14 protein-coding genes are annotated in these 19,406 nt (G+C 55.5%); 6 read left to right on the top strand and 8 right to left on the bottom strand.

Annotated features, from left to right (window positions below):
- Positions 1-21 precede the first annotated feature (21 nt).
- The 5 genes from ABEA92_RS07875 to ABEA92_RS07855 form a co-directional block, all read right to left on the bottom strand.
- Entirely contained in the window at positions 22-1,266 is a 1,245-nt protein-coding gene (locus ABEA92_RS07875; protein WP_345683272.1) for a Glu/Leu/Phe/Val family dehydrogenase, read from the bottom strand.
- Between the two features lie 498 nt (positions 1,267-1,764).
- Positions 1,765-2,805, bottom strand: a complete 1,041-nt coding sequence (locus ABEA92_RS07870; RefSeq protein ID WP_345683271.1) for a zinc dependent phospholipase C family protein — start codon at positions 2,803-2,805, stop codon at positions 1,765-1,767.
- Positions 2,806-2,988: 183 nt separating this feature from the next.
- Positions 2,989-3,729 carry a hypothetical protein gene (locus ABEA92_RS07865; RefSeq protein ID WP_345683270.1) on the bottom strand — a complete coding sequence of 247 codons (741 nt, stop codon included), beginning with the start codon at positions 3,727-3,729 and terminating at the stop codon, positions 2,989-2,991.
- A gap of 367 nt (positions 3,730-4,096) precedes the next feature.
- Entirely contained in the window at positions 4,097-5,125 is a 1,029-nt protein-coding gene (locus tag ABEA92_RS07860) for a mechanosensitive ion channel family protein (RefSeq protein ID WP_345683269.1), read from the bottom strand.
- A gap of 260 nt (positions 5,126-5,385) precedes the next feature.
- Positions 5,386-6,315, bottom strand: coding sequence for an SRPBCC family protein (locus ABEA92_RS07855; RefSeq protein ID WP_345683268.1), 930 nt, complete (start codon positions 6,313-6,315; stop codon positions 5,386-5,388).
- Positions 6,316-6,856: 541 nt separating this feature from the next.
- Between ABEA92_RS07855 and glgB the strand changes: the two genes are divergently transcribed.
- Entirely contained in the window at positions 6,857-8,851 is a 1,995-nt protein-coding gene (gene glgB, locus ABEA92_RS07850) for a 1,4-alpha-glucan branching protein GlgB (RefSeq protein ID WP_345683267.1), read from the top strand.
- Between the two features lie 81 nt (positions 8,852-8,932).
- Positions 8,933-9,958, top strand: a complete 1,026-nt coding sequence (locus ABEA92_RS07845) for a BPSS1187 family protein (RefSeq protein ID WP_425572405.1) — start codon at positions 8,933-8,935, stop codon at positions 9,956-9,958.
- 134 nt (positions 9,959-10,092) lie between these two features.
- Here the strand turns inward: ABEA92_RS07845 and ABEA92_RS07840 are convergent, their stop codons facing one another.
- Positions 10,093-10,977 (bottom strand): hypothetical protein, encoded by an 885-nt coding sequence (locus tag ABEA92_RS07840; protein ID WP_345683266.1) that lies wholly within the window; start codon positions 10,975-10,977, stop codon positions 10,093-10,095.
- A gap of 460 nt (positions 10,978-11,437) precedes the next feature.
- On the opposite strand from ABEA92_RS07840, the gene ABEA92_RS07835 reads away from it, so the two are divergent.
- Positions 11,438-12,286, top strand: a complete 849-nt coding sequence (locus ABEA92_RS07835; protein ID WP_345683265.1) for a class I SAM-dependent methyltransferase — start codon at positions 11,438-11,440, stop codon at positions 12,284-12,286.
- A 96-nt stretch (positions 12,287-12,382) separates the two neighbouring features.
- Here the strand turns inward: ABEA92_RS07835 and ABEA92_RS07830 are convergent, their stop codons facing one another.
- Positions 12,383-13,177 carry a TlpA family protein disulfide reductase gene (locus ABEA92_RS07830; RefSeq protein WP_345683264.1) on the bottom strand — a complete coding sequence of 265 codons (795 nt, stop codon included), beginning with the start codon at positions 13,175-13,177 and terminating at the stop codon, positions 12,383-12,385.
- Positions 13,178-13,407: 230 nt separating this feature from the next.
- Between ABEA92_RS07830 and ABEA92_RS07825 the strand changes: the two genes are divergently transcribed.
- Positions 13,408-14,037, top strand: coding sequence for a sigma-70 family RNA polymerase sigma factor (locus tag ABEA92_RS07825; protein WP_345683263.1), 630 nt, complete (start codon positions 13,408-13,410; stop codon positions 14,035-14,037).
- 166 nt (positions 14,038-14,203) lie between these two features.
- Positions 14,204-16,372, top strand: a complete 2,169-nt coding sequence (locus ABEA92_RS07820) for a serine/threonine-protein kinase (RefSeq protein WP_345683262.1) — start codon at positions 14,204-14,206, stop codon at positions 16,370-16,372.
- Between the two features lie 83 nt (positions 16,373-16,455).
- Here the strand turns inward: ABEA92_RS07820 and ABEA92_RS07815 are convergent, their stop codons facing one another.
- Positions 16,456-17,535 (bottom strand): beta/alpha barrel domain-containing protein, encoded by a 1,080-nt coding sequence (locus tag ABEA92_RS07815; RefSeq protein WP_345683261.1) that lies wholly within the window; start codon positions 17,533-17,535, stop codon positions 16,456-16,458.
- A 159-nt stretch (positions 17,536-17,694) separates the two neighbouring features.
- Here ABEA92_RS07815 and ABEA92_RS07810 point away from each other — a divergent pair, with 159 nt between their 5' ends.
- A complete protein-coding gene (locus ABEA92_RS07810; protein ID WP_345683260.1) occupies positions 17,695-19,326 on the top strand; it encodes a cation:proton antiporter domain-containing protein in 1,632 nt (543 codons plus the stop codon).
- The last annotated feature ends 80 nt before the right edge of the window (positions 19,327-19,406 follow it).

The raw sequence follows: 19,406 nt of genomic DNA, 5'->3' as shown, positions 1-19,406 counted from the left end.
GGAATTGTGAGCGATCCGGTGCTACGACGTAAGCCCGGCCAATTCGGCGGCTCGGCGGACCCGGGTGATCCCAATCATGTAGGCAGCGATCCTGAGCGAAACATTGTTTTGCTGAGCCGTTTGCCAAACGTTCTCGAACGCTTCGTTCATGGTGTGATCGAGTTCTTGACGTACACGATCCAAGGTCCAGCGGTAGTGTTGACGATTTTGGACCCATTCAAAATAGCTGACTGTGACCCCGCCGGCGTTCGCCAGAATATCGGGCAGAATCGTGACCCCTTTTTCTTGCAACGCGGCATCGGCTTCGGGGTCGACGGGACCGTTCGCTGCTTCGATGATGATCGAGGCATGAATATCGTTCACGTTCTCGGCCGTGATCACACCGCCCAGTGCCGCAGGGATCAGGACCTTCACATCACTTAGACTCATCAATGCATCGACCGGCAAACATTCGCAGTGCTGGTAGCCTTCGAGCAATCCCTTGGGGTGATTGAGTTTGTGACGAAGGACTTCTGAAATGTTCAATCCATTGGGGTCGTAATAAGTCCCAGTCAAATCGCTGACCGCAATGATCGGGAACTCGGACTCGTACAAAAATTTGGCCGCATGCGTGCCGACGTTTCCGAATCCTTGAATCGCGGTCTTCGCTGCGGCAGGTTTGATCCCCAAACGCTTGGTCAATTTGACGGTAAGTGAACCGACCCCACGGCCGGTTGCCTCTTCGCGTCCGCGAGCGCCGTATTCCTCGACGGGCTTGCCGGTGATCACCGCGGGGTTAAAACCGTGATACTTTTCCCATTGGTTGCGAAACCACGCCATCACTTGATGATCGGTTCCCATGTCGGGAGCGGGGATATCCGTATCGGGACCAACGATGTCATGGATCTGGTCAACAAAGGCACGCGTCAGTCGCTCGATTTCTCGCTTGGACATCTTGGACGGGTTAACCCCAATGCCTCCTTTTGCACCGCCATAAGGAAGATTGACGACCGCGGTCTTCCACGTCATCAGACTGGCCAACGCACGCACTTCGTCCAAATCGACTTGCGGGTGATATCGTAAACCACCCTTCATCGGCCCCCGGCTGTTGTCATGCTGGACACGAAAACCAACATAATTCGCCAACGAACCGTCGTCGCGTTCGATGGTGACTTGAACTTGCACCTCACGGCTCGGCATCAACAAAGCTTCACGCAGCGAGGGTTCGATGTTGAGATGCTCGGCTGCTGCATCAAAAAAGATCTGGGTTGATTCAAAAGCTCGCATCTGCGTATCTCCGTCGCTTGTGAGAGGGGCGTCCTACAATCGTAAAAAGGGATCATCCAAACCATTGCCGACCACGCTCGTTACGCATGATGCAAGACTCGGTACCGAAAATCTGCGCCGCCATGGTTCCATGCTGCCCCCCTTTGACGCTTCACGCTTCGTCATCCAAGAGCTGCAAGTGAGTCGTCCAACCTATGATTCAGTAAAGCCCAATGTCTGCGTCAGCAACACGCGTGCAATACAGCCCACTTCATTGCGTCAACCAATTGCGTGCAGCTACATGATATTCGGAATCCTATTAGGATACCAAGTTCGCCACCCCGGGTGATGGGGAGCCCCCGGCAACCGCCCGCCGCCCCCTCGCCAGAGACAACCAAGCCGTGTCCATCAGCGATGGTCCGTTTACCGCATTGGCCCAGCGCGGTGAAGCATTTTCTCGTAGCCAGCTTCGCCCAGGAGGTGGCGATTCACATTTGCACGGCAATCATCCACGCTCTGCTAGGCGGCGCGGCGATACGGTGCTTCGATCGTGGTGTTGACCGGTTGCTCTACAGGTTTATCGACACGCGTGACGGTTTGACGCGATTCAAGCCGCCGCTGACGCTCTTGTTTCCAGCGTAGTTCGTCGTGATAGATCTTCACCACTCGATGGACGATATCGACTTCGGCTGGCAGATGGCGTCTTAGCTGCCCCGTGCGTTGGTACTCTTCGACCAAACTCTCTCGTTCGTCGTGCAGCCATTTCGATTCGATTCGATTGCCCCAAAGCCGAAACGGCATTTTGATCGTCGCGGCAACAAGCGGCTTCCAAAGCGTAAACGCAGGCAGCGGCTCACCGCGGGTTTGTTCGGCCGAGCGGGCGATGCGTTCCAGCACGCGTGCCCATCCCGTGACGGTCAACCCCACCAATTCGGTCAGCGCCGACCTCGCTGGATCCCCCAACGCGGCGGCCGGATTGTCGACACTTTTTTGTAAATCGTAATGATCAATCAGTAGGTCATACTTTTGATTGGCAAAGCGGGCCCCATGCAGGATCGCTTCACCGAGCCAACCGGGATCTTCGGCAAGCTGAAAAACGACCTGCAGCTCGCCTCGTTGCCAATCCTTGAAAATGCTGCGGTACGCCGCTTGAATGCTCCATTCAATCGGCTGATGCAGCACGCGTTCTCGGTCTCCATGGGCGGTATGCAGCGGTTGCAGAGGATCGGTGAAATAGTGGCTTAGCACGCCTGCCGCATGCGCCGCGTCGGCCCACCGCTGGGTCCGCAAGTACTTCATCAAGCGGTCGCACCATTGTTGTGCCACACGCGGTGCGCCGCCCCAGTACCCTTCGCTGACATGCACCACATGATTTTGATAATCACGAAATCGGAAATCAGGATCCGTTGCCCCGCGGAGATAATGATCGGGATAGCGCAGCAGCAACCGCGATAATCGCTTGCCGCTATCGGTCGCGACGAGCGGTATCGCATCGAGAGCGAAAAAGTGATGAGTGTTGCGACAATAGACGGTTCGCAACAGCGACAGCAGTGGTTTCATGATTCGACAAACCTTCGTGGAACCAAACGCAGACCAAGATTGCTGCTAGAAGGTACCGCAGTTTGCCGATTTCACGCCGGCGATGGCAAGATGAATCAGATTAAAATGATGAATCCGGTGAAAATATTGCCCACGTCACTCGAAAACCTGACCGCGACGTCGCAGCAAAATCGTCACATCCGATCAGCGAGGTTTGGAACGGATGATGTCGCGTGTGTCCCAAACCAGACGCATCACTTGTTCGGGACGCGGATCGGGTGCGACGCAGGTGAAGTAGTCCGCATCAATACCAAGCAGTCGACGACGGCGGTCTGAAATCCCCGGATCCACATCGAGAAAGCTGTCGGCCATTTCAAAATCACGATCCCACAGGACCGCATCGGTCAACCGTTCGATCAAGGTTTCCCAGCGAGGTAGATCATCCGAGGTAACCGAGGGCAACGCGGATGGATCCCACTGCCAATCGGCTTCGCTGTGAAAGTCTTCGCCTGGTTCTGCCGCACGAAACAACGACTGGTACGCCGACAACACCAAGCTTCGCCAAGGGGCAATATCGCTCACTCGTTCGTTTTGAACATTTTCGCTGTACAAATCTTCGCTGTACAAATCGATTTCGATGGCCACTTGGTCGCGGACTTCGACATAGATCGCCGCGATCGCCGCTTCGGTCGCGGCGGACAACGGCATGACCGACTCGGTATCGGTCAACAAGTAGCGTGCGATGTCGTGTAACAAACCGATTCGCTGCGAGGCGGTGAGCGAGTCGTAGACCGCGATTCCGGTTTGGCATTCCGGTGCCATAGACGATTCGTCTTCGTCATCGAAATGCAACAAGATCGCATCGATCATCGTGTCGATGGCCAGACTGACTAACGTTGCTTCACTACCTCGTAACGTTCGATCTCCCCGGCTTGAGTGCCACATGCTACGCCTTGCTCCTTCGTCCCTGCTCATCACGATGTCGGTCGCTATGAATCGCTGCCGATCCGTTACGATCCCACGATCAACGCGGAATTCGATACCGAACGACCGACTTGTGATGAACGCTGATGTGTACTACTGAAAAGTCGGCGTCATCATAATCGCTAGAGCGGCGGCAAGGTTGTTGAATTAGAAATTTTATTGCAAAGCGATTTAAGTCGTTTACTGGGCTAAACCTAGAACGATCGCACCCCGATACTTGTGGCGAGGTTTGTATGCGACATGATCTGCGGCGTTGCCGACTGCCACGCGAAAAAACGTCCAAATTCGTTCGGGTGGCTCACGCCGCTTCGTAAAAAACTCTCGGGTTTTAGGATGCGCGAGGCAGCGAGTGGCTGTCGGCGGCGCGGCGCATCGGGCGAACACGTGGACGTTGGAACACGGTTTCTTCGGCAACGTCGGCTCGGCTTAGGTGAACATCCAATTGAGGGAACGGGATGCTAATCTCGTTGGCATCAAGATGACGCTTGACTTCGACCGTCAACGCTTCTTTCAAGCGAAAGAACTCTTTCGATGGCACCCACATACGAACGAGCCAATCGACCGAGCTCGCCCCGAGATTGCTCATGATGACGGCATGCCCTCGCGATTCGCCAGGAATGATCTCGTTCTCAAACTTCATGACCGCCGCAGTCAATGCGGCACGTGTGGCGTCGATATCGGCGGCGTAAGCGACGCCCACCGGCACCTCGACACGGCGATGAGCATTGTGGCTGATATTTTCAATCGTACCGCCCGAAATCGAACTGTTGGGAACAACGATCCGGCGGTTGTCCGGCGTATCAAGTGTGGTCGTAAACAAATCAATTTCGTTGACCTTGCCCATCACCCCAGCAGCATTGATCACATCGCCCACCTTGAACGGACGAAACACCAACATCAAGACTCCCGAAGCAAAATTGCTGAGCGTGCCTTGAAACGCCAAACCGATCGCGAAACCCGCCGCAGCAAGCATCGCGGCGAGTCCACCTAACGGAGCGCCCATCTTGGACAACACCGCCCCAACCACTCCGAACATGATGCAGTAGAAGACGATCCGACCAACAAAGATCCCCAGCGTTTCGTCGACACGGCGACGCACCGGTTTGCTGATGATTCGCGACAGATAGCTGGCGACCAAATAGCCCAAAAAGATAATCGCCAAACCGATCGCAGCCAAAAACAATTGGGGTACCAGATACAACGTGATGTATTCCATCACCCCGGATACGTCGCCGTTGGTCACGTCGCCGATGAATTCTTCGGTCGCTTTGGTAAAGGACAAGCGTGGCTCGCCTTTGTTCGCGTCCGCCACGACAGACTCGACCAACTTGGCGTCTTTGACTAAACCGTTTTCCACAACGAAATCCCTTCCTAAAAATCCCATGCTCGATGAAGAGACCTCCGCCAACCGGAAACGCTCTCCACCGCTGCGTGCCGCTCGTGCCTACAACTATGGTTGTAGGTATAGAAAAAGACGCCTCGGTGAGTAAAGACGAACCCAGAACGCGTGAAACACGCCGGCATGCGGTTGCTATCAACGCAAAAGCCTAAAACATGCTTCCGCGTTGACTTGAGCGAGCCTGGAACCGACCCAAGTGTCGTTCATTTGACGGGCAGTTACTTGACGGGCAGATAGATATCGGTGATCCGGTCACGCGGAGACGTGGTCGCGGGATCGTTGCGATAGATTTCGTATGCGTCTTGGCGAAGCACTTTTAGTTTTTTGTAGCGAGCGTATTGGTAGGCTCCACTCCACGCGTTCCCTAGATTTTCGTAGCTGCCGATATGCCGGATGTGCAGCGCGTTGCCGGCGGGTAGATGACAATGTTCCAATCCGGCAGCCATCCCATCTTCGTTGGAGACCGCGAAACCGCCCGTGAATGAAAATTGGTTCTGCTTCAAATCACAAGGGTGATACACGCTGACCATCGGCGCATCGAGCGACACGTCAGCTTGTTTCAATTTTTCTCCGCTGGCTGAAAAAACACGCTCCATCGCAGGGCCCATGTTGTTTGGCGGCGCCGCATCGCTGACGCCATAGACGTCGATCGGTGAAACGGGCTGGACGCCATGTACTTCGATCTTCGAGAGCACTTCGCCGGTCTCTAGAAACTCACGCAGCATTTTCAGCCCGCGGTCGTAATCCATGCCGATCATGATCTGCATATTGGCCCGCATCCAAAACAAGAACCAAGGCAAATGTCCCTGCATCCGCCACGTCACCTTGGTTCCCGCGTAGGTGGCTTCAAATGCGAAACCGACTTTGGACGTCGATTTGAACGGCTTGGTGAAACGAATCTCTTCGTCGATTTTTCGGGGTCGATCAAGGTTTAGGTGCTCAATTTCCCCCGCACCCACGACCTCCCCTTTCCAGCGATAAATCGAACCTACGGAATTTGGATTGTCGGAAACGGTCACGACCGCTTCGGGATCGATTCCCAGCCACGGCGACCACTTGGTCCAGCTGCTAAAATCGGCGACACAGTCGAACACCGTCTCGGGCGGCACTGCCATTTCGATGGACCGAGACACTTCAAAAGCAGGCATCAGCGAAACTCACTTTAAACGGTTGGGAAAATCGCACCCCACACGACATCGGCAACAAGAACGTCGCGGCGGTTCCAAGTCTAACATGATCGCAAATGCCAATCGGACGTGCATTGACGATCACCGCCGAATAACACCGCAGAAACGCAAACGGGCCGCAATCAAACCGATCACATACGTTTGTCTAGGTTGCCGTCGGCATCGGCGTCCGCAATGGCTTGCCCACTTGGACCGCGTTTTTCGGGGGCGCCAGACTCTGTCGATCGCTACGGGACTGTGGCCTTGTCGCTGCCAGACATCCCCATGTGGCGGCGATCAAGCCACTAGGTCAATCCAATGTGGAACAGTCAATCCGAGGGTGAAAAGGGTGCATTCCCGGTATCCCCCTGTCTGAATCGCGTTATTTTAGAAGAGTCCGAAAGAACACTCCGACGCTCGTCAAACGGCTTCGAAAGCCCCCTGAGTTTTGCCCTCTAATTGAATGAGAGTTCAAGCGATGACAGCCAAGCCCCCCACGTCAACCGGAACTGCCCCCCAATCCATGTCGCAAAAACAAACCACCGCGTCCAAGCAAGCGGTCCCAATTGTGCAACAAGCCTCGGCACCTCAAGCGACCCCCGCCAAGCCCACCACTCCGCTGACCCAAGCTCCACCCGCAAAACCCGTATCCGATGTCGCTTCGCGTGTCGCTCAAGCGCCCGAACGCTACCATTGGCTCGGAGCTCACTTGGAAACCCGCGATGAAGTCGAGGGTGCCCGGTTTGCTGTATGGGCTCCTAACGCGACCGAGGTCAGCGTGTTGACCGACGGCAACGGCTGGCAACACGGCGCCGATTGGCTGACCGGCAGCGACTCAGGCGTTTGGACTGGCTTTGTTCCCGGAGTCAAACATGGCACATCGTACAAGTATGGGATCCGCACCAAACATGGCGAAGTCTTGCACAAGGCGGACCCCTTTGCGTTTTACGCCGAGCATCCTCCGGCAACCGCTTCGATCGTGTACGACCTCGATCGCTACACCTGGAAGGATGATGCATGGATGGAAAAACGCAGCAAGAGCGATTGGCTTCACGAACCAATGTCGATCTACGAGGTTCACTTGCCGTCCTGGAAACGGCCTTGGGATGGACGTCGCTACCATAGCTATCACGAGTTAGCAGAAATGTTGGTCGAGCATGTCAAATCGCTTGGCTTCACTCACATTGAATTGATGCCGATCACCGAGTTTCCCTTCGATGGATCGTGGGGCTACCAAGTGACAAGTTACTTTGCGCCGACGAGTCGCTTTGGCGAACCTGACGATTTCCGCTATTTTGTCGACTATTGTCATCAAAACGGCATCGGGGTGATCATGGATTGGGTTCCCGCCCACTTCCCCTATGACGCGCACGGGTTGGCACGTTTTGATGGCACCGGGCTGTATGAACATGACGACCCCAAACAAGGTTTCCATCCAGATTGGAAGACCCACATTTTCAATTATGGTCGTCACGAAGTCCGTGACTTCTTGCACGCCAGTGCTCGATTTTGGTTGAAGGAGTATCACATCGATGGACTGCGAGTCGACGCGGTTGCATCGATGTTGTATTTGGACTATTCGCGGAACGATGGCGAATGGGTACCGAATTGTTTTGGTGGCAACGAAAACTTTGAAGCCATCCAGTTCATGAAAGACATGAACACTCATCTGCATGCCGATTTTCCTGGGGCGATCACCCTTGCCGAAGAATCAACGTCGTTCGGCGGGGTTTCGCGTCCCGTTTATACCGGCGGCCTAGGCTTCGGCATGAAGTGGGACATGGGATGGATGCACGACACGCTGGAGTACATGAAACGCGACCCGATCCATCGCAAGTATCATCAAAACGAATTGACGTTCCGTTCGGTCTACGCTTACAGCGAAAACTTTGTCCTGCCGCTTTCGCATGACGAAGTGGTTCACGGCAAAGGATCATTGATCTCGCGAATGCCGGGGGATGATTGGCAAAAATTTGCCAACATGCGATTGCTGTTCGGTTACCAATACGCTGTCCCAGGCAAGAAATTGATGTTCATGGGCTGCGAGTTTGGCCAGTGGTCCGAATGGAATTATGAACAGCAGTTGGATTGGGCGTTATTGGAGTACCGGTTCCATGATGGTTTGCAGCGTTTTGTCGGCGATTTGAACCGTTTACACAAGGATTACCCCGCGCTGCACGAACTCGACTGCGACCCCGCCGGATTCTCGTGGATCGCCGCGGACGATGCAGCCAAAAGCATCTACACGTTCTGCCGCACGTCACGTGACGGGCAACAAGTGGTCGTGGTCGTCAACTTCACGCCCTCGACGCACTCGAATTACCGTGTCGGCGTTCCTGAAAAAGGAGCTTATGTCGAGATTTTGAACAGCGACGCGGAAGTCTATGGAGGCAGCAATTTTGGCAATCTGGGGGCCAAAGAAACGATTGACGAAGAAAGTCATGGTCGCCCCTACAGTCTCGAGCTGAACATTCCTCCGCTAGCGATTATGATGTTGTCACTCGACAAACCTACCTAACCCGCTTCGTTGGGTTAGCCCTCTCCCCTACCCCAACCTGCTGCTAGGCGTTTTATGAGATTTTGCTGCATCGCTGCATCCGTGAGTTTGCTTGTTTGTGTATCGACCGTGATGGCGGCACCGCCATCGTTTGATGATCCCGATCCTCAGCATTACAAGTTCACGACGCGAGCGAGCGAGATCGATTCGCGAGTCAAATCGCATCCCGAAATCAATTTCCTAATCGAAACCGACAAAGGGAAACCAGCCGACCTGCAACATGCTTCGGTCGACACCCGCGTCGCCCCTCGGGGCGAGCTGGTGATTTGGTTGATGGGACACAACAGCGGACTTTTCGATCGGCTAAACAGCTACGGACTGCACGCGATGCAAGTCCATTACGCCAACAAATGGTTTGGCATTTGTTGCCAAGAGAAACCGGTCGGCGAACATTGCCGAGGCAACATTCGTCTTGAGGCGGCCACGGGAGAAGACTTCAGTGACGAAGTCGACATCCCTAAACCCGATGGAATGATGCAGCGAGCCTATCAGTACGTGAAATGGTTGGCCAAAGAAAACCCGCAAGGCAAATGGGAACAATTCCTTAGCGAGGACGGCAAGGATCTGCGTTGGGACAAGGTGATCATTTCCGGAGCATCGCACGGCTCGACCACCGCAGCCCGCTTTGCCAAACACGTCAAAGTCGCTCGCGTCGTGGCGTTGTGTGGCCCGCGTGACCAATACCAAACATGGCAAGCGTTACCCTCAGCAACCCCCGAGAACCGTTACTTTGGTTTCTCGCATGTGTTGGACGGCGGCTGGACCGCCGACCACTATTGCCGCAGCTGGGAATTGATCGGGATGCACAAGTTTGGCCCGATCGTGAACGTCGACAAAGTACCGTTCCCTTACCAAAACACTCGTCGGCTAGTCACCGATTTTGATGTCAAAGGAGACGCCAATGCCGCACACAGCAGCGTTCAGCCTGGCAGCCGGGCTTATCGAGATAAAGCAACCGGCAAATTCATGCACGAAGACGTTTGGCGTTATCTGTACACTCATCCGGTCGAATTGGTTGGCCAACCCACCGCGATGGACAGCAACTGTAACAAAGAACAACAGCAGTAGCGCGAGGACACTGCTGTGACTTAGAAACTTCGGCAGAAGCTAACGGTCGTCGCCACGCTCGTCAGAGCGTGGATCCACCGTGAACGCGACGGTCGCTAGATAGCATCGACCGCCACTTGGTCATCCGACGGCTCTTACAGCAGCAGGATGTCGAACATCAGCGATACCGTGACTGCGTCGTCGGTTCCCAGCGTTGCAGCCGAACCGACGTTGTGGTTGATCGTGGGCATGTCGGCAAAGTAGGTCACGCCGATGGTCATCCCGACGTCGTAGCCGCAGAATTGATCGCGAGTCGTGAACTCGGTTTCGATCGTGTAAGTCGTCTTGCTGAGTTCGGCACTGTAGTTGGCTGGGACTGCCGACGGGGTCGCCCAGTAGTTGGCGTCCATGTCATAGATACCGACGTTCAGCTTCAAGTTGCTCGCCCGGCCGAGCAGGTATCCGTCCCAACCAGTGACGACCTTTCCGCCTTGGAAATCTGTATCAAGCTCTTCTTTGAACAACCGCAATGAACCGTCTTCGAGTTCAAAGTCTTGATCAAACGCCATCAAGCTATACGCCACCCCGGCCGAGAGTCCCCCAAAGCGAGTTCGCCAAGTGTCGCGAATGACAAGGTCGCCCCCGTAGTGCTGAACGTCGCTGTCGAACTTTGGCGAAGCCCCGGATCGCAACAGATTGGAACCATCGGCCGGGTTGGGGAAATTGATATCGCCAACGTTTCCGCCGCTCGATGATCCGGCAAACGCGTAGAAAATGTTGCCCTCGAAACTGGTCCGCGTCCCCAGTGCTCGGCGAACGGCGTCGAGCCGTACGATCCCACCGAATTGGTCTTGATCATCATAGAATGCCGATCCGCCGCTGCTGTTGGTTCCCATTTGATACTCGGGAAGCGACGCGATCCAACTACCTTTGCTAAGGGTCAAATCGAATGGCGAATTGCTAATGGTGCTTTGACCATACGACGGAGTCACGACACAAACGGCCATGCTCAACAGAAGGTAGGAGAAAAGGATTCGCATCGTTCGGTAAACCAACCTATTTTATTCTCAACAATCGATCGTAACGGCGACCCGGCCATGGTTTGCTATCGAAACTTCGCTGGAACGAGATACAGTTTCTTCCTATAAGAACGAGCTGAACTTACGTTTTCCGAACCAGCTGATGTCTTTTGTGGCGACCCTGAGTGTTGGGGGTATCGGTCCGGTTGTATGGATGGTGAAGAAAAAACGAATCCAAGCGACCTTGTCCCCTTCGATCCAACCGCGCTGATAGCAAAAAACACGGCAAGAACAAACATTGTAAGATCGCTACTGTCGAACTCCGCCGGTCGCTGACGCGGCGTTTCAATTTGCCAGCTGCCCCCCTTTTCTTGATCGCACGCACCCCCTACTTAATTTCCTATCTGACGTTTTTCCTTGGCAACTTTACCTTCGTTGGCAACTTGCCCCGCTTTCTTGCATTTTTGCCCCCAGGCGTTCCGTGACATCGACCTCCGCACCCCACGAACATGAACGGCCACGCTTTACGTTTGGTGAGAATTGGCGATCGTTTTTAGAGCGACTCGATGACAAACGCGTGGCCGAAGCCGAGCGATCGCTTCAGCAATTGCTGGGGACGCAGTCGCTTGCTGGCAAACGGCTATTGGACATTGGCAGCGGCAGCGGGCTCTTCTCGTTGGCCGCGCACAATTTGGGAGCCGACGTGGTCTCGATTGACTATGACCGCGACAGTGTCGGGTGCACCCAAGCATTGAAGCAGCGATTCGCCGGTGACGCCGTCAATTGGCAGATCGAGCAGGGATCGGTGCTCGACCAAGCTCGAATCGAATCGCTGGGCACGTTCGACATCGTTTATTCCTGGGGCGTGCTGCATCACACCGGCCAGATGGATCGCGCGATCGAAATTGCCGCCAATGCAACCAAACCAGGCGGCCAGCTCTGTTTGGCAATTTACAACGATCAAGGTGGCGCGAGCCGACGTTGGCTCAAGATCAAACAGACCTACAACCGCTTGCCCAAACGGCTGCGTCCACTGTGGGTACTTGCAATCGCGTCTTGGTACGAGTGCAAGTTCGCACTGGCCCGGATCGCTCGCTTACAAAACCCTTCGCCGCTCAAGGATTGGAGGGCGAAACGCGAGGACCGCGGCATGTCGGCTTGGCACGACTGGGTCGATTGGGTCGGCGGACTGCCGTTTGAAGTCGCCAAACCCGAACGGATCATCGTACCGCTGCGGCAACGCGGTTTTGTGCTCAATGAACTCAAAACCGTCAGCAACGGCTGGGGATGCAACGAGTATGTGTTCGAGCGACAGCCAACGAACAAGTGAAGTCACCCGTGCTGCGTCGTGGATTTTGCCAAGGATCCCTCAGCCAATCAGTCGCATACGCAAGGGAGCTTTAGCAAGCTCCACTACCGAAGCGGGTTACTTGTCCGACTGCATCAACTGCTTGACGAATGGAATCACTTGTTTGTCGTAGGTGAAGCCTGCGGTATCACCCGCATCGACAAACTTTTTGACCAACTTTCCATTGGCGTCGTAAATCAACACTGCGGGAATCGAATCGAGATCCAATTCCGAGTAGACCTCATCGCTCTCGGTCGTGCTGATGTAGTTGGGGAAGGTCGCTCCCACGCTAGTGACAAACGCCATCACCCGTTCTTCGTAATATTTCGGTGGTCGCGATTTTCGTCCGTCGTAATCGACATCCACCGAGATGCACTGGACCTTGTCGGCGAACTGTTGATCCAATCGCACCAAACCAGGAAATTCTTCGAGACAGGGACGACAGGAGAGCGACCAAAAATCGACAACCGTGATTTTGTTGGTGTCGGCGATCTGTTTTTGAATGTCCTCCAAAGAACCGTATCGTAATTCAGGTGCCTCCGTTTCGGAGACGTCTTCGATGGGTGGTTTGTTGCTGATCTGCACATCAGGCATCTCCAAACCGCCGCCACCTCCGGGTTTGGGAGTAGTCGGGTTCGCTGGAGGGATATCGCCGGGTGGCAATTCGAGCTGGCCTGGCGGTTCCGATTGCGATGGCTCTTCGGGAGATGGCGTTTCTTCGGCTGGCGTGGCCAACTCTGGTGGCGGCACGGTGGGCGATTCCTCCGAAGCGTTCCCACATCCAAGGCAGGCAGAAAGGGCGATCAACGCAAACAAATTCAGATTGTTCCGCAGAGATTGCGAAAAGCGAACGTTTAAGTGATTCTTTGGCATCCGAAGTTCTTTCATTCTTCTATAATCAGGTTCCATGTCCCCCCATCCCGCATCCGCGAACACCCGCAGCGCTAAAGCGTTTGGACATCCAATTTCATGCGAAATCTGATGGGATGACCATCGAAACACGGTGCTGTGGGGGTGACACGATGATTGTACCGGTGTGACCGTGTCGCGGGTACGTCATTCTGACAAAGGTTTTCCAGTAAAGCACAATAGGCGATCTCAGCGTGGAGCGTTCCGAATCAACCACCCATTTGGTCATTGCTTCGAAAGAGGGAAACAATGAAGCGCTCGGACTGCTGCTCGAGCGTTATCGGGGGTACCTATTGATGTTGGCACATCGTTTTCTGTCGGAGCGACTGCGGCGACGGATCGATCCCGCCGACATTGTCCAGTTGACGTTCCTGGAGGCCAAACGCGACTTGGCTTCCTTTCGAGGCTCGAGCCCTGCGGAATTCGCTGCTTGGTTACGCGGGGTGCTGAAAAACAACGTTGCATCGGCGGTCACTCGGCATGTGACGACGCAAAAACGGTCGCTGAAACGCGAAGTCGACGCCAACCAACCGTCGCCGAACGATTCCGCCGGTGGTGCCTGGATCCAGCAATTGCCTGGCAGCACCACCAGCCCAAGCGGCGTCGCGATCCGTACCGAGGCCACTGTGGCGCTGCTAGAGGCCCTGCATCAATTGCCCGAGACTCAGGCCGAAGCGATCCGGCTCCGCTATATGGAAGGACTGCCGTTGTCGGAAATTGTCGAGCGAATGGGTAAAAGCGACACCGCAGTGGCGGGTTTACTGAAACGTGGACTGCAAAAACTGAGAACGATCTTGGACCACGACATGAGTCCTTGGCTGTGAAATACGCGGCAATGGGCGGCTTTTCCCTTGTTTTCGCCGTGATCAAGGGCGAACCGAGATTCGATCCGTGTCAAACTTTGCCGCGCCCTACTGGGGCATCCAATTGAGCCTGAGTTAGAATCAATGACGTCTTTGCCCTCCTTTTCATCCTCTGCCACGACCTGTTATGGCTGATAACGAACCTACCGCAGATCCCGTGGATGAAGCTTTTGCGGCCTACCTGCGTTCGTGCGATGCGGGCGAGGTGACCAGCCGTGAAGATTTCTTGAAACAGTTTCCCGAGGTGGCTGGACAATTAAAGCAATTGATGGAAGCGGCCGATCTGCTCGGCCAAGTGACGATGGCGTCCGGGCTATCGTCCCATCGCCAGCAGGTTCAAAACGGCGCCGATACAGTCGCCATCACCTCGGCCGTCGGCGAACAATCCGATGTCGATCCGGCAATCACGTTGCCGATGGCGAATCGCTCCAAGAACGATCCGGGTCCCACGCTGCCGTTTGATCTGGGCGATTACGAGCTTCAAGAGGTGCTGGGCAAAGGCGGCATGGGGATCGTCTATCTGGCGAACCAAAAACAACTCAACCGCATGGTCGCGGTCAAGATGATTCGCGGCGGCATGTTAGCGGACGAATCGGATGTGCGGCGGTTTTATACCGAAGCCCAAGCCGTGGCACGGCTGAACCACCCAGGGATCGTGCCGGTGTATCAGTTTGGCCAACGCGCCGGCCACCATTTTTTTTCGATGGCGTACATTCGCGGCAGCGACTTGCAGCGGAAAATCTATGCGGAAACGCTGCAGCCCAAACAGGCCGCTCGCTATGTGCGTGATGTGGCTCGCGCGATCGACCATGCGCATCACAAAGGGGTGCTGCATCGCGATTTGAAACCTGCCAACGTGTTGATCGACGAATACGACGAAGTCCATGTGACCGATTTTGGGCTGGCCAAACACATGGACGCCGACAGCAGCGTGACCGGAACGGGTGCGGCGCTGGGGACGCCCCACTACATGGCTCCCGAACAAGCTGGCGGATTAAGTGATCGAGCGAATCGGCAAAGCGACGTGTATGCGATGGGGGCGATTCTGTTTGCGTGTCTCACCGGCCGGCCGCCGATCGTGGGCGACACGGTGATGCAAACGCTGTTGGATGTCGTGCACAATCCCGCGCCGCCGGTACGCCATTTTCGTCCCGATGTCCCCGTCGACATCGAAACGATCGTGGCAAAATGTTTAGAAAAGAGTCCTCAAAAACGCTACGAGTCGGCAGCAAAACTTGCCGATGATCTCGACGCCTTTCTCGAAGATCGTCCGATCAAGGCGCGGCCTCGCTCGCTGCCGGTCAAGGTTTGGCATTGGCTCGAAGGCGTCCCGTTGGTCGCGGCCGTCATGGGACGCCGCATGGTCAGTTCGTCCACGTCGCACCGCCGCTTTCAAGCGGTGATGCTACTGCTGTTGTTACTGACTCCCTTTGTCGCTGTCGGATTGTCCGTGCTGTGGCACCAATACAAAGAATCGATGCCTAGCATCGTACGGATTGCCGGCGGGTTGGACGATGGCGTCTACAACTCTGTTTCCGCAACGATCGCCGAGCGATTGGAACAGAAACACGGCGTCTCGGCGTCGGTGGCCGCCAGCAATGGATCGCTTGAAAACCGTTCACGGCTGTTGAGCGGCGAAGTCCATCTCGCCCCGATGCAGGCCTCGGCAATTAGCGGCAGCGACCTGTGTGTTGTTGCTCCATTGTTTTTCGAAGTTGTCCACCTGTTGGTTCGTGAGGACGCAAACATCCAAACGCTGAGTGATCTGAAAGGCCACCGCATCGCCGTCGGTCCGATCGGCAGTGGATCACGCGAGGCGACTGAAATGGTGTTCGAATCGCTCGAGATTACCCCCGACGTCGCTCCCCGCGAGGTGATGGCGTGGAAAGAACTCGAATCCGATGCGGCTCCCGATGTCGCGGTGATCTGCGTCGGGATGGGCAGCCCGCTGATTTCTAAGCTGATCCGCAACCATCACTGGGAACTGATGCCGATCCCCAATCCAATCAAAATTGCGCTTCAGCATCCGACGCTGCGTCCGATGACCATTGATGTGGGCGATTACCCCGGGATCGAACTGCCCGAAGCGGGTGTGGCTACCGTAGGCACGACTGCGTTCTTGGCGGCACGCACCGACACCTCATCGGAACTGGTGACCGCCACGCTGCAAACGTTGTACGAACCGCCGCAGTTGTGTGCCGGATTGATTCCGCGAAAACACGCCGCCGAATGGCAAGGCTTGGCGCTGCACCGCGCCGCCCGCCGATTTTTCGAGGTTCAAGAAACGACGCCTTAGGAATCGAGCGGAGAACAAACAGCAGGGCCGTTTGTTACCGGATGCCGAAGCTGTCGGCAGTTCGTTGGTTTCAGCGTGTTTGACTAATGATTCGCATTGGCCGAAATGGTGTCCTCTGCTTGCAGGTGCCCCCAGCGATCGCCGCACATTTTGCGTTGGCCCGCACTTTTTTGCGACGGAGGCACGCGTGACGCCAACGCTTCCATGTAGTCCAAACGTTCTTCTTCGCTGTTGAATTCCAGCGGCCGAATCGCTTGCAATTCAGGCAGAGACCGGATGCCGTGGCGCTCCATAAACACGACCAAGCCATCGATCATCGAACGCACGATATCGGGTCCTTCGCGATAGACCGCCGACGAAACCATGGCGACATCGGCACCGGCCAACAGAACCTTGATCACATCGGTCGCGTTGCTGACACCACCACACGCCGCGATCGGCATCGCCGGACAAAAGGCATGCACTCGCATCACCGATTCAAGCAGATGCGATATTTTTCCACTGGGCGTCAAACACCAATCGGTGCTCATCTGCAACGTATCGAGCGAGATATCCACCTCGGGCGAACGACCGAACAAAACCAAGCCTTGGATCCCCGACAACAAGCGAACCGCTAAATGGCTGAGACTGGTGTATTCGCGACTCAATTTCAAGAACAACGGAATCGAGATCGATTGATGAATGATCTTCACCGCGTTGACTAGCGAATCCTCGATCTCGCGTGCATCCGAAAACTCTGCTGGTGGCGGATGCCGCAAATTCAACTCGATGGCACTCGCTCCGGCCTCTTGTAACGCCCCGGCATAATCGAGCCAATGACTCGCGTTGTCCCCATTTAGACTGGCAATCACCGGCAGCGTGGTCTGGCGGCGTGCTCGCCGCACGATCGACAAATAGGTTTCGGCATCGTTGCAGTAGGAATCGACCTTGAATCGTTGCGCTCGCACGAGCGTTTGAGTATCACGTGAACTCAACGCTTGGCCGTTTTTCTGGTTCCACAGTAATACTTGCTCTGCGAACAACGATGGCAACACCACCGCTCCGGCCCCCGACGCATCAATGGCAACACGCATCTGCTCTTGCGCCGTCAACGGGCACGCGCCGATGACCACCGGCGAACGCAAACTCAATCCGCCATAATGGGTTGTCAAGTCGATACTCATTCAGGTTGTCCCCATTTTCAAATGGATTTCATATTCACATGTGAAGATCCACAAACCGTATGGCGACATCCGATGCACACTAACACGAACCGCAGATCGGGTCTATTGTATCTCGTCGTAACACTCACCGCCAACGTTGTCCGCCACTCGCGATAAACCATGGACGATATTTCTGCAATCACCACCGTTTTACTGTTCGTGCTGACCGCCGGCTTGATTGCGGGCGCCGTGTGCAAACGTATCGGTGTTTCGATGCTGGTCGGCTATTTGGTCGTCGGTGGAGTGATCGGCGAAGACGCGTTGGGGTTCGTAAAACAGCAAACCCATGAACTCGAAGCGTTGGCGGAACTCGGTGCTTTGCTACTATTGTTCGCGGTTGGGATCGAGTTTTCGCTCGAAGAACTGGTACGTCTAAGCCGCTACTTTTTGCTCGGCGGTGTCGTCCAAATGACCCTCGTCGCGATCCCGTTGGCGTTGATCTGCATGGCGATGGGGATGAACGTGAATGGGGCGTTGTTGGCCGCGTCCGCGGTCGCGCTGAGTTCGACCGTGTTGGTGTTCAAGGCGTTAGCCGAATGGGGCCAAGCGGCATCACCATCGGGCCGCCGTGCGATTGGAATTCTACTTTTCCAAGACGTTGCATTAGTGCCGCTAATGTTGCTGATCCCGCTGTTGACTCATCACGGCGAGCCACCTTCGCTGAATGCGTACGCGTTGCTCGGCGGAAAATCGCTGATTTTCGTGATCAGCGTCGGCATGGTCTATCACATCGTTCGCCGCTGGATTGTGCCGGAATTGGCCCAACTTCGCAGTGTGGAACTGGTTGTCCTGTTTGCCGTTTGTGTGCTGGGCGGTGTTTGCTGGGTTGCCCACTATTTGGGGTTACCCTCGGCGGTCGGTGCGTTAGCAGCGGGAATTGTGCTGAGCGGGAATCGGCTTAGCAAGCAAATTGACACCATCGTGTTACCGTTTCGCGAAACGTTTGCGGCGATCTTCTTTGTCACGCTCGGCACGCTTTTGAATCCGCGTCAATTCTTCGACGAACCGTTCCTGATCACCTGTGGCGTGCTGTCGATCCTGCTGATCAAAGGCGCGGCCGCGGCGATGGCGCTGCGTTTGGTGGGGCTGCGAACCAAGGCTGCGATCGGCATGGGAATGGGATTAGCCCAAATGGGCGAGTTTTCGTTCTTACTGCTTTCCGAAGGACTGAAACAGGAGCTGCTTAGTCCGATCGCGTACAACCGCTTGTTGTTGATCGCGTTGGGCACGTTGATCGTCACACCGCAATTGATCCAGTTCGGACTGCGCTGGTCGGGCGAAGATCAGTACGAACACGATGATCACGACCACCACGGTTTGATTAACGACACCAGCCGACATGCGGTGGTGATCGGCATCGGGCTGATTGGACGCCAGATTAGTTCGCAATTGGAGATGAAGGGGATCGATGTTCGCTTGATTGATTTCAGCCCCATCAATTTACATCTTTTTGCTCAACAAGGTTTCCATACCGTTGCTGGCGACGCTCGCGACCCGCAAGTCCTGAAACGGGCTGACGCAGACCACTGCAACTTGGCAGTCGTTAGCGTTCCCGATGACGCGGCCGCCAAAGAGATTGTCGCGGTGCTGAGGGCACTGAACACCGACTCGACGATCCTGGTCCGATGTCGCTATCAGGGCAACGTGGCCGCGATGCGGCGAGCCGGGGCAAATGGCATCGTCAGCGAAGAGGGCGAAGCGTCCGCAGCGCTACTGCGGTGGTGCGAACGTTTCGTGCAGTCCAAGGCCTGATCGATTGACGATGATCGCCATGCCCGTCCCTTCGACACGGTGACGCATACGCCGCGGGCCACGGGTGGCCGTAGCCGGTA

The sequence above is a fragment of the Novipirellula caenicola genome, assembly GCF_039545035.1.
Classification (GTDB): Bacteria; Planctomycetota; Planctomycetia; order Pirellulales; family Pirellulaceae; genus Novipirellula; species Novipirellula caenicola.
Note: the sequence above shows the minus strand (reverse complement) of the source record. Positions and strands in the feature narration are given on the sequence as shown.

Excerpts from the sequence above, each read along its gene's own strand:
- ABEA92_RS07875 (WP_345683272.1), bottom strand. The coding sequence starts at position 1,266 with ATGCGAGCTTTTGAATCAACCCAGATCTTTTTTGATGCAGCAGCCGAG.
- ABEA92_RS07870 (WP_345683271.1), bottom strand. The coding sequence starts at position 2,805 with ATGAAACCACTGCTGTCGCTGTTGCGAACCGTCTATTGTCGCAACACT.
- ABEA92_RS07865 (WP_345683270.1), bottom strand. The coding sequence starts at position 3,729 with ATGTGGCACTCAAGCCGGGGAGATCGAACGTTACGAGGTAGTGAAGCA.
- ABEA92_RS07855 (WP_345683268.1), bottom strand. The coding sequence starts at position 6,315 with ATGCCTGCTTTTGAAGTGTCTCGGTCCATCGAAATGGCAGTGCCGCCC.
- glgB (WP_345683267.1), top strand. The coding sequence starts at position 6,857 with ATGTCGCAAAAACAAACCACCGCGTCCAAGCAAGCGGTCCCAATTGTG.
- ABEA92_RS07840 (WP_345683266.1), bottom strand. The coding sequence starts at position 10,977 with ATGCGAATCCTTTTCTCCTACCTTCTGTTGAGCATGGCCGTTTGTGTC.
- ABEA92_RS07830 (WP_345683264.1), bottom strand. The coding sequence starts at position 13,177 with ATGCCAAAGAATCACTTAAACGTTCGCTTTTCGCAATCTCTGCGGAAC.
- ABEA92_RS07820 (WP_345683262.1), top strand. The coding sequence starts at position 14,204 with ATGGCTGATAACGAACCTACCGCAGATCCCGTGGATGAAGCTTTTGCG.
- ABEA92_RS07815 (WP_345683261.1), bottom strand. The coding sequence starts at position 17,535 with ATGAGTATCGACTTGACAACCCATTATGGCGGATTGAGTTTGCGTTCG.
- ABEA92_RS07810 (WP_345683260.1), top strand. The coding sequence starts at position 17,695 with ATGGACGATATTTCTGCAATCACCACCGTTTTACTGTTCGTGCTGACC.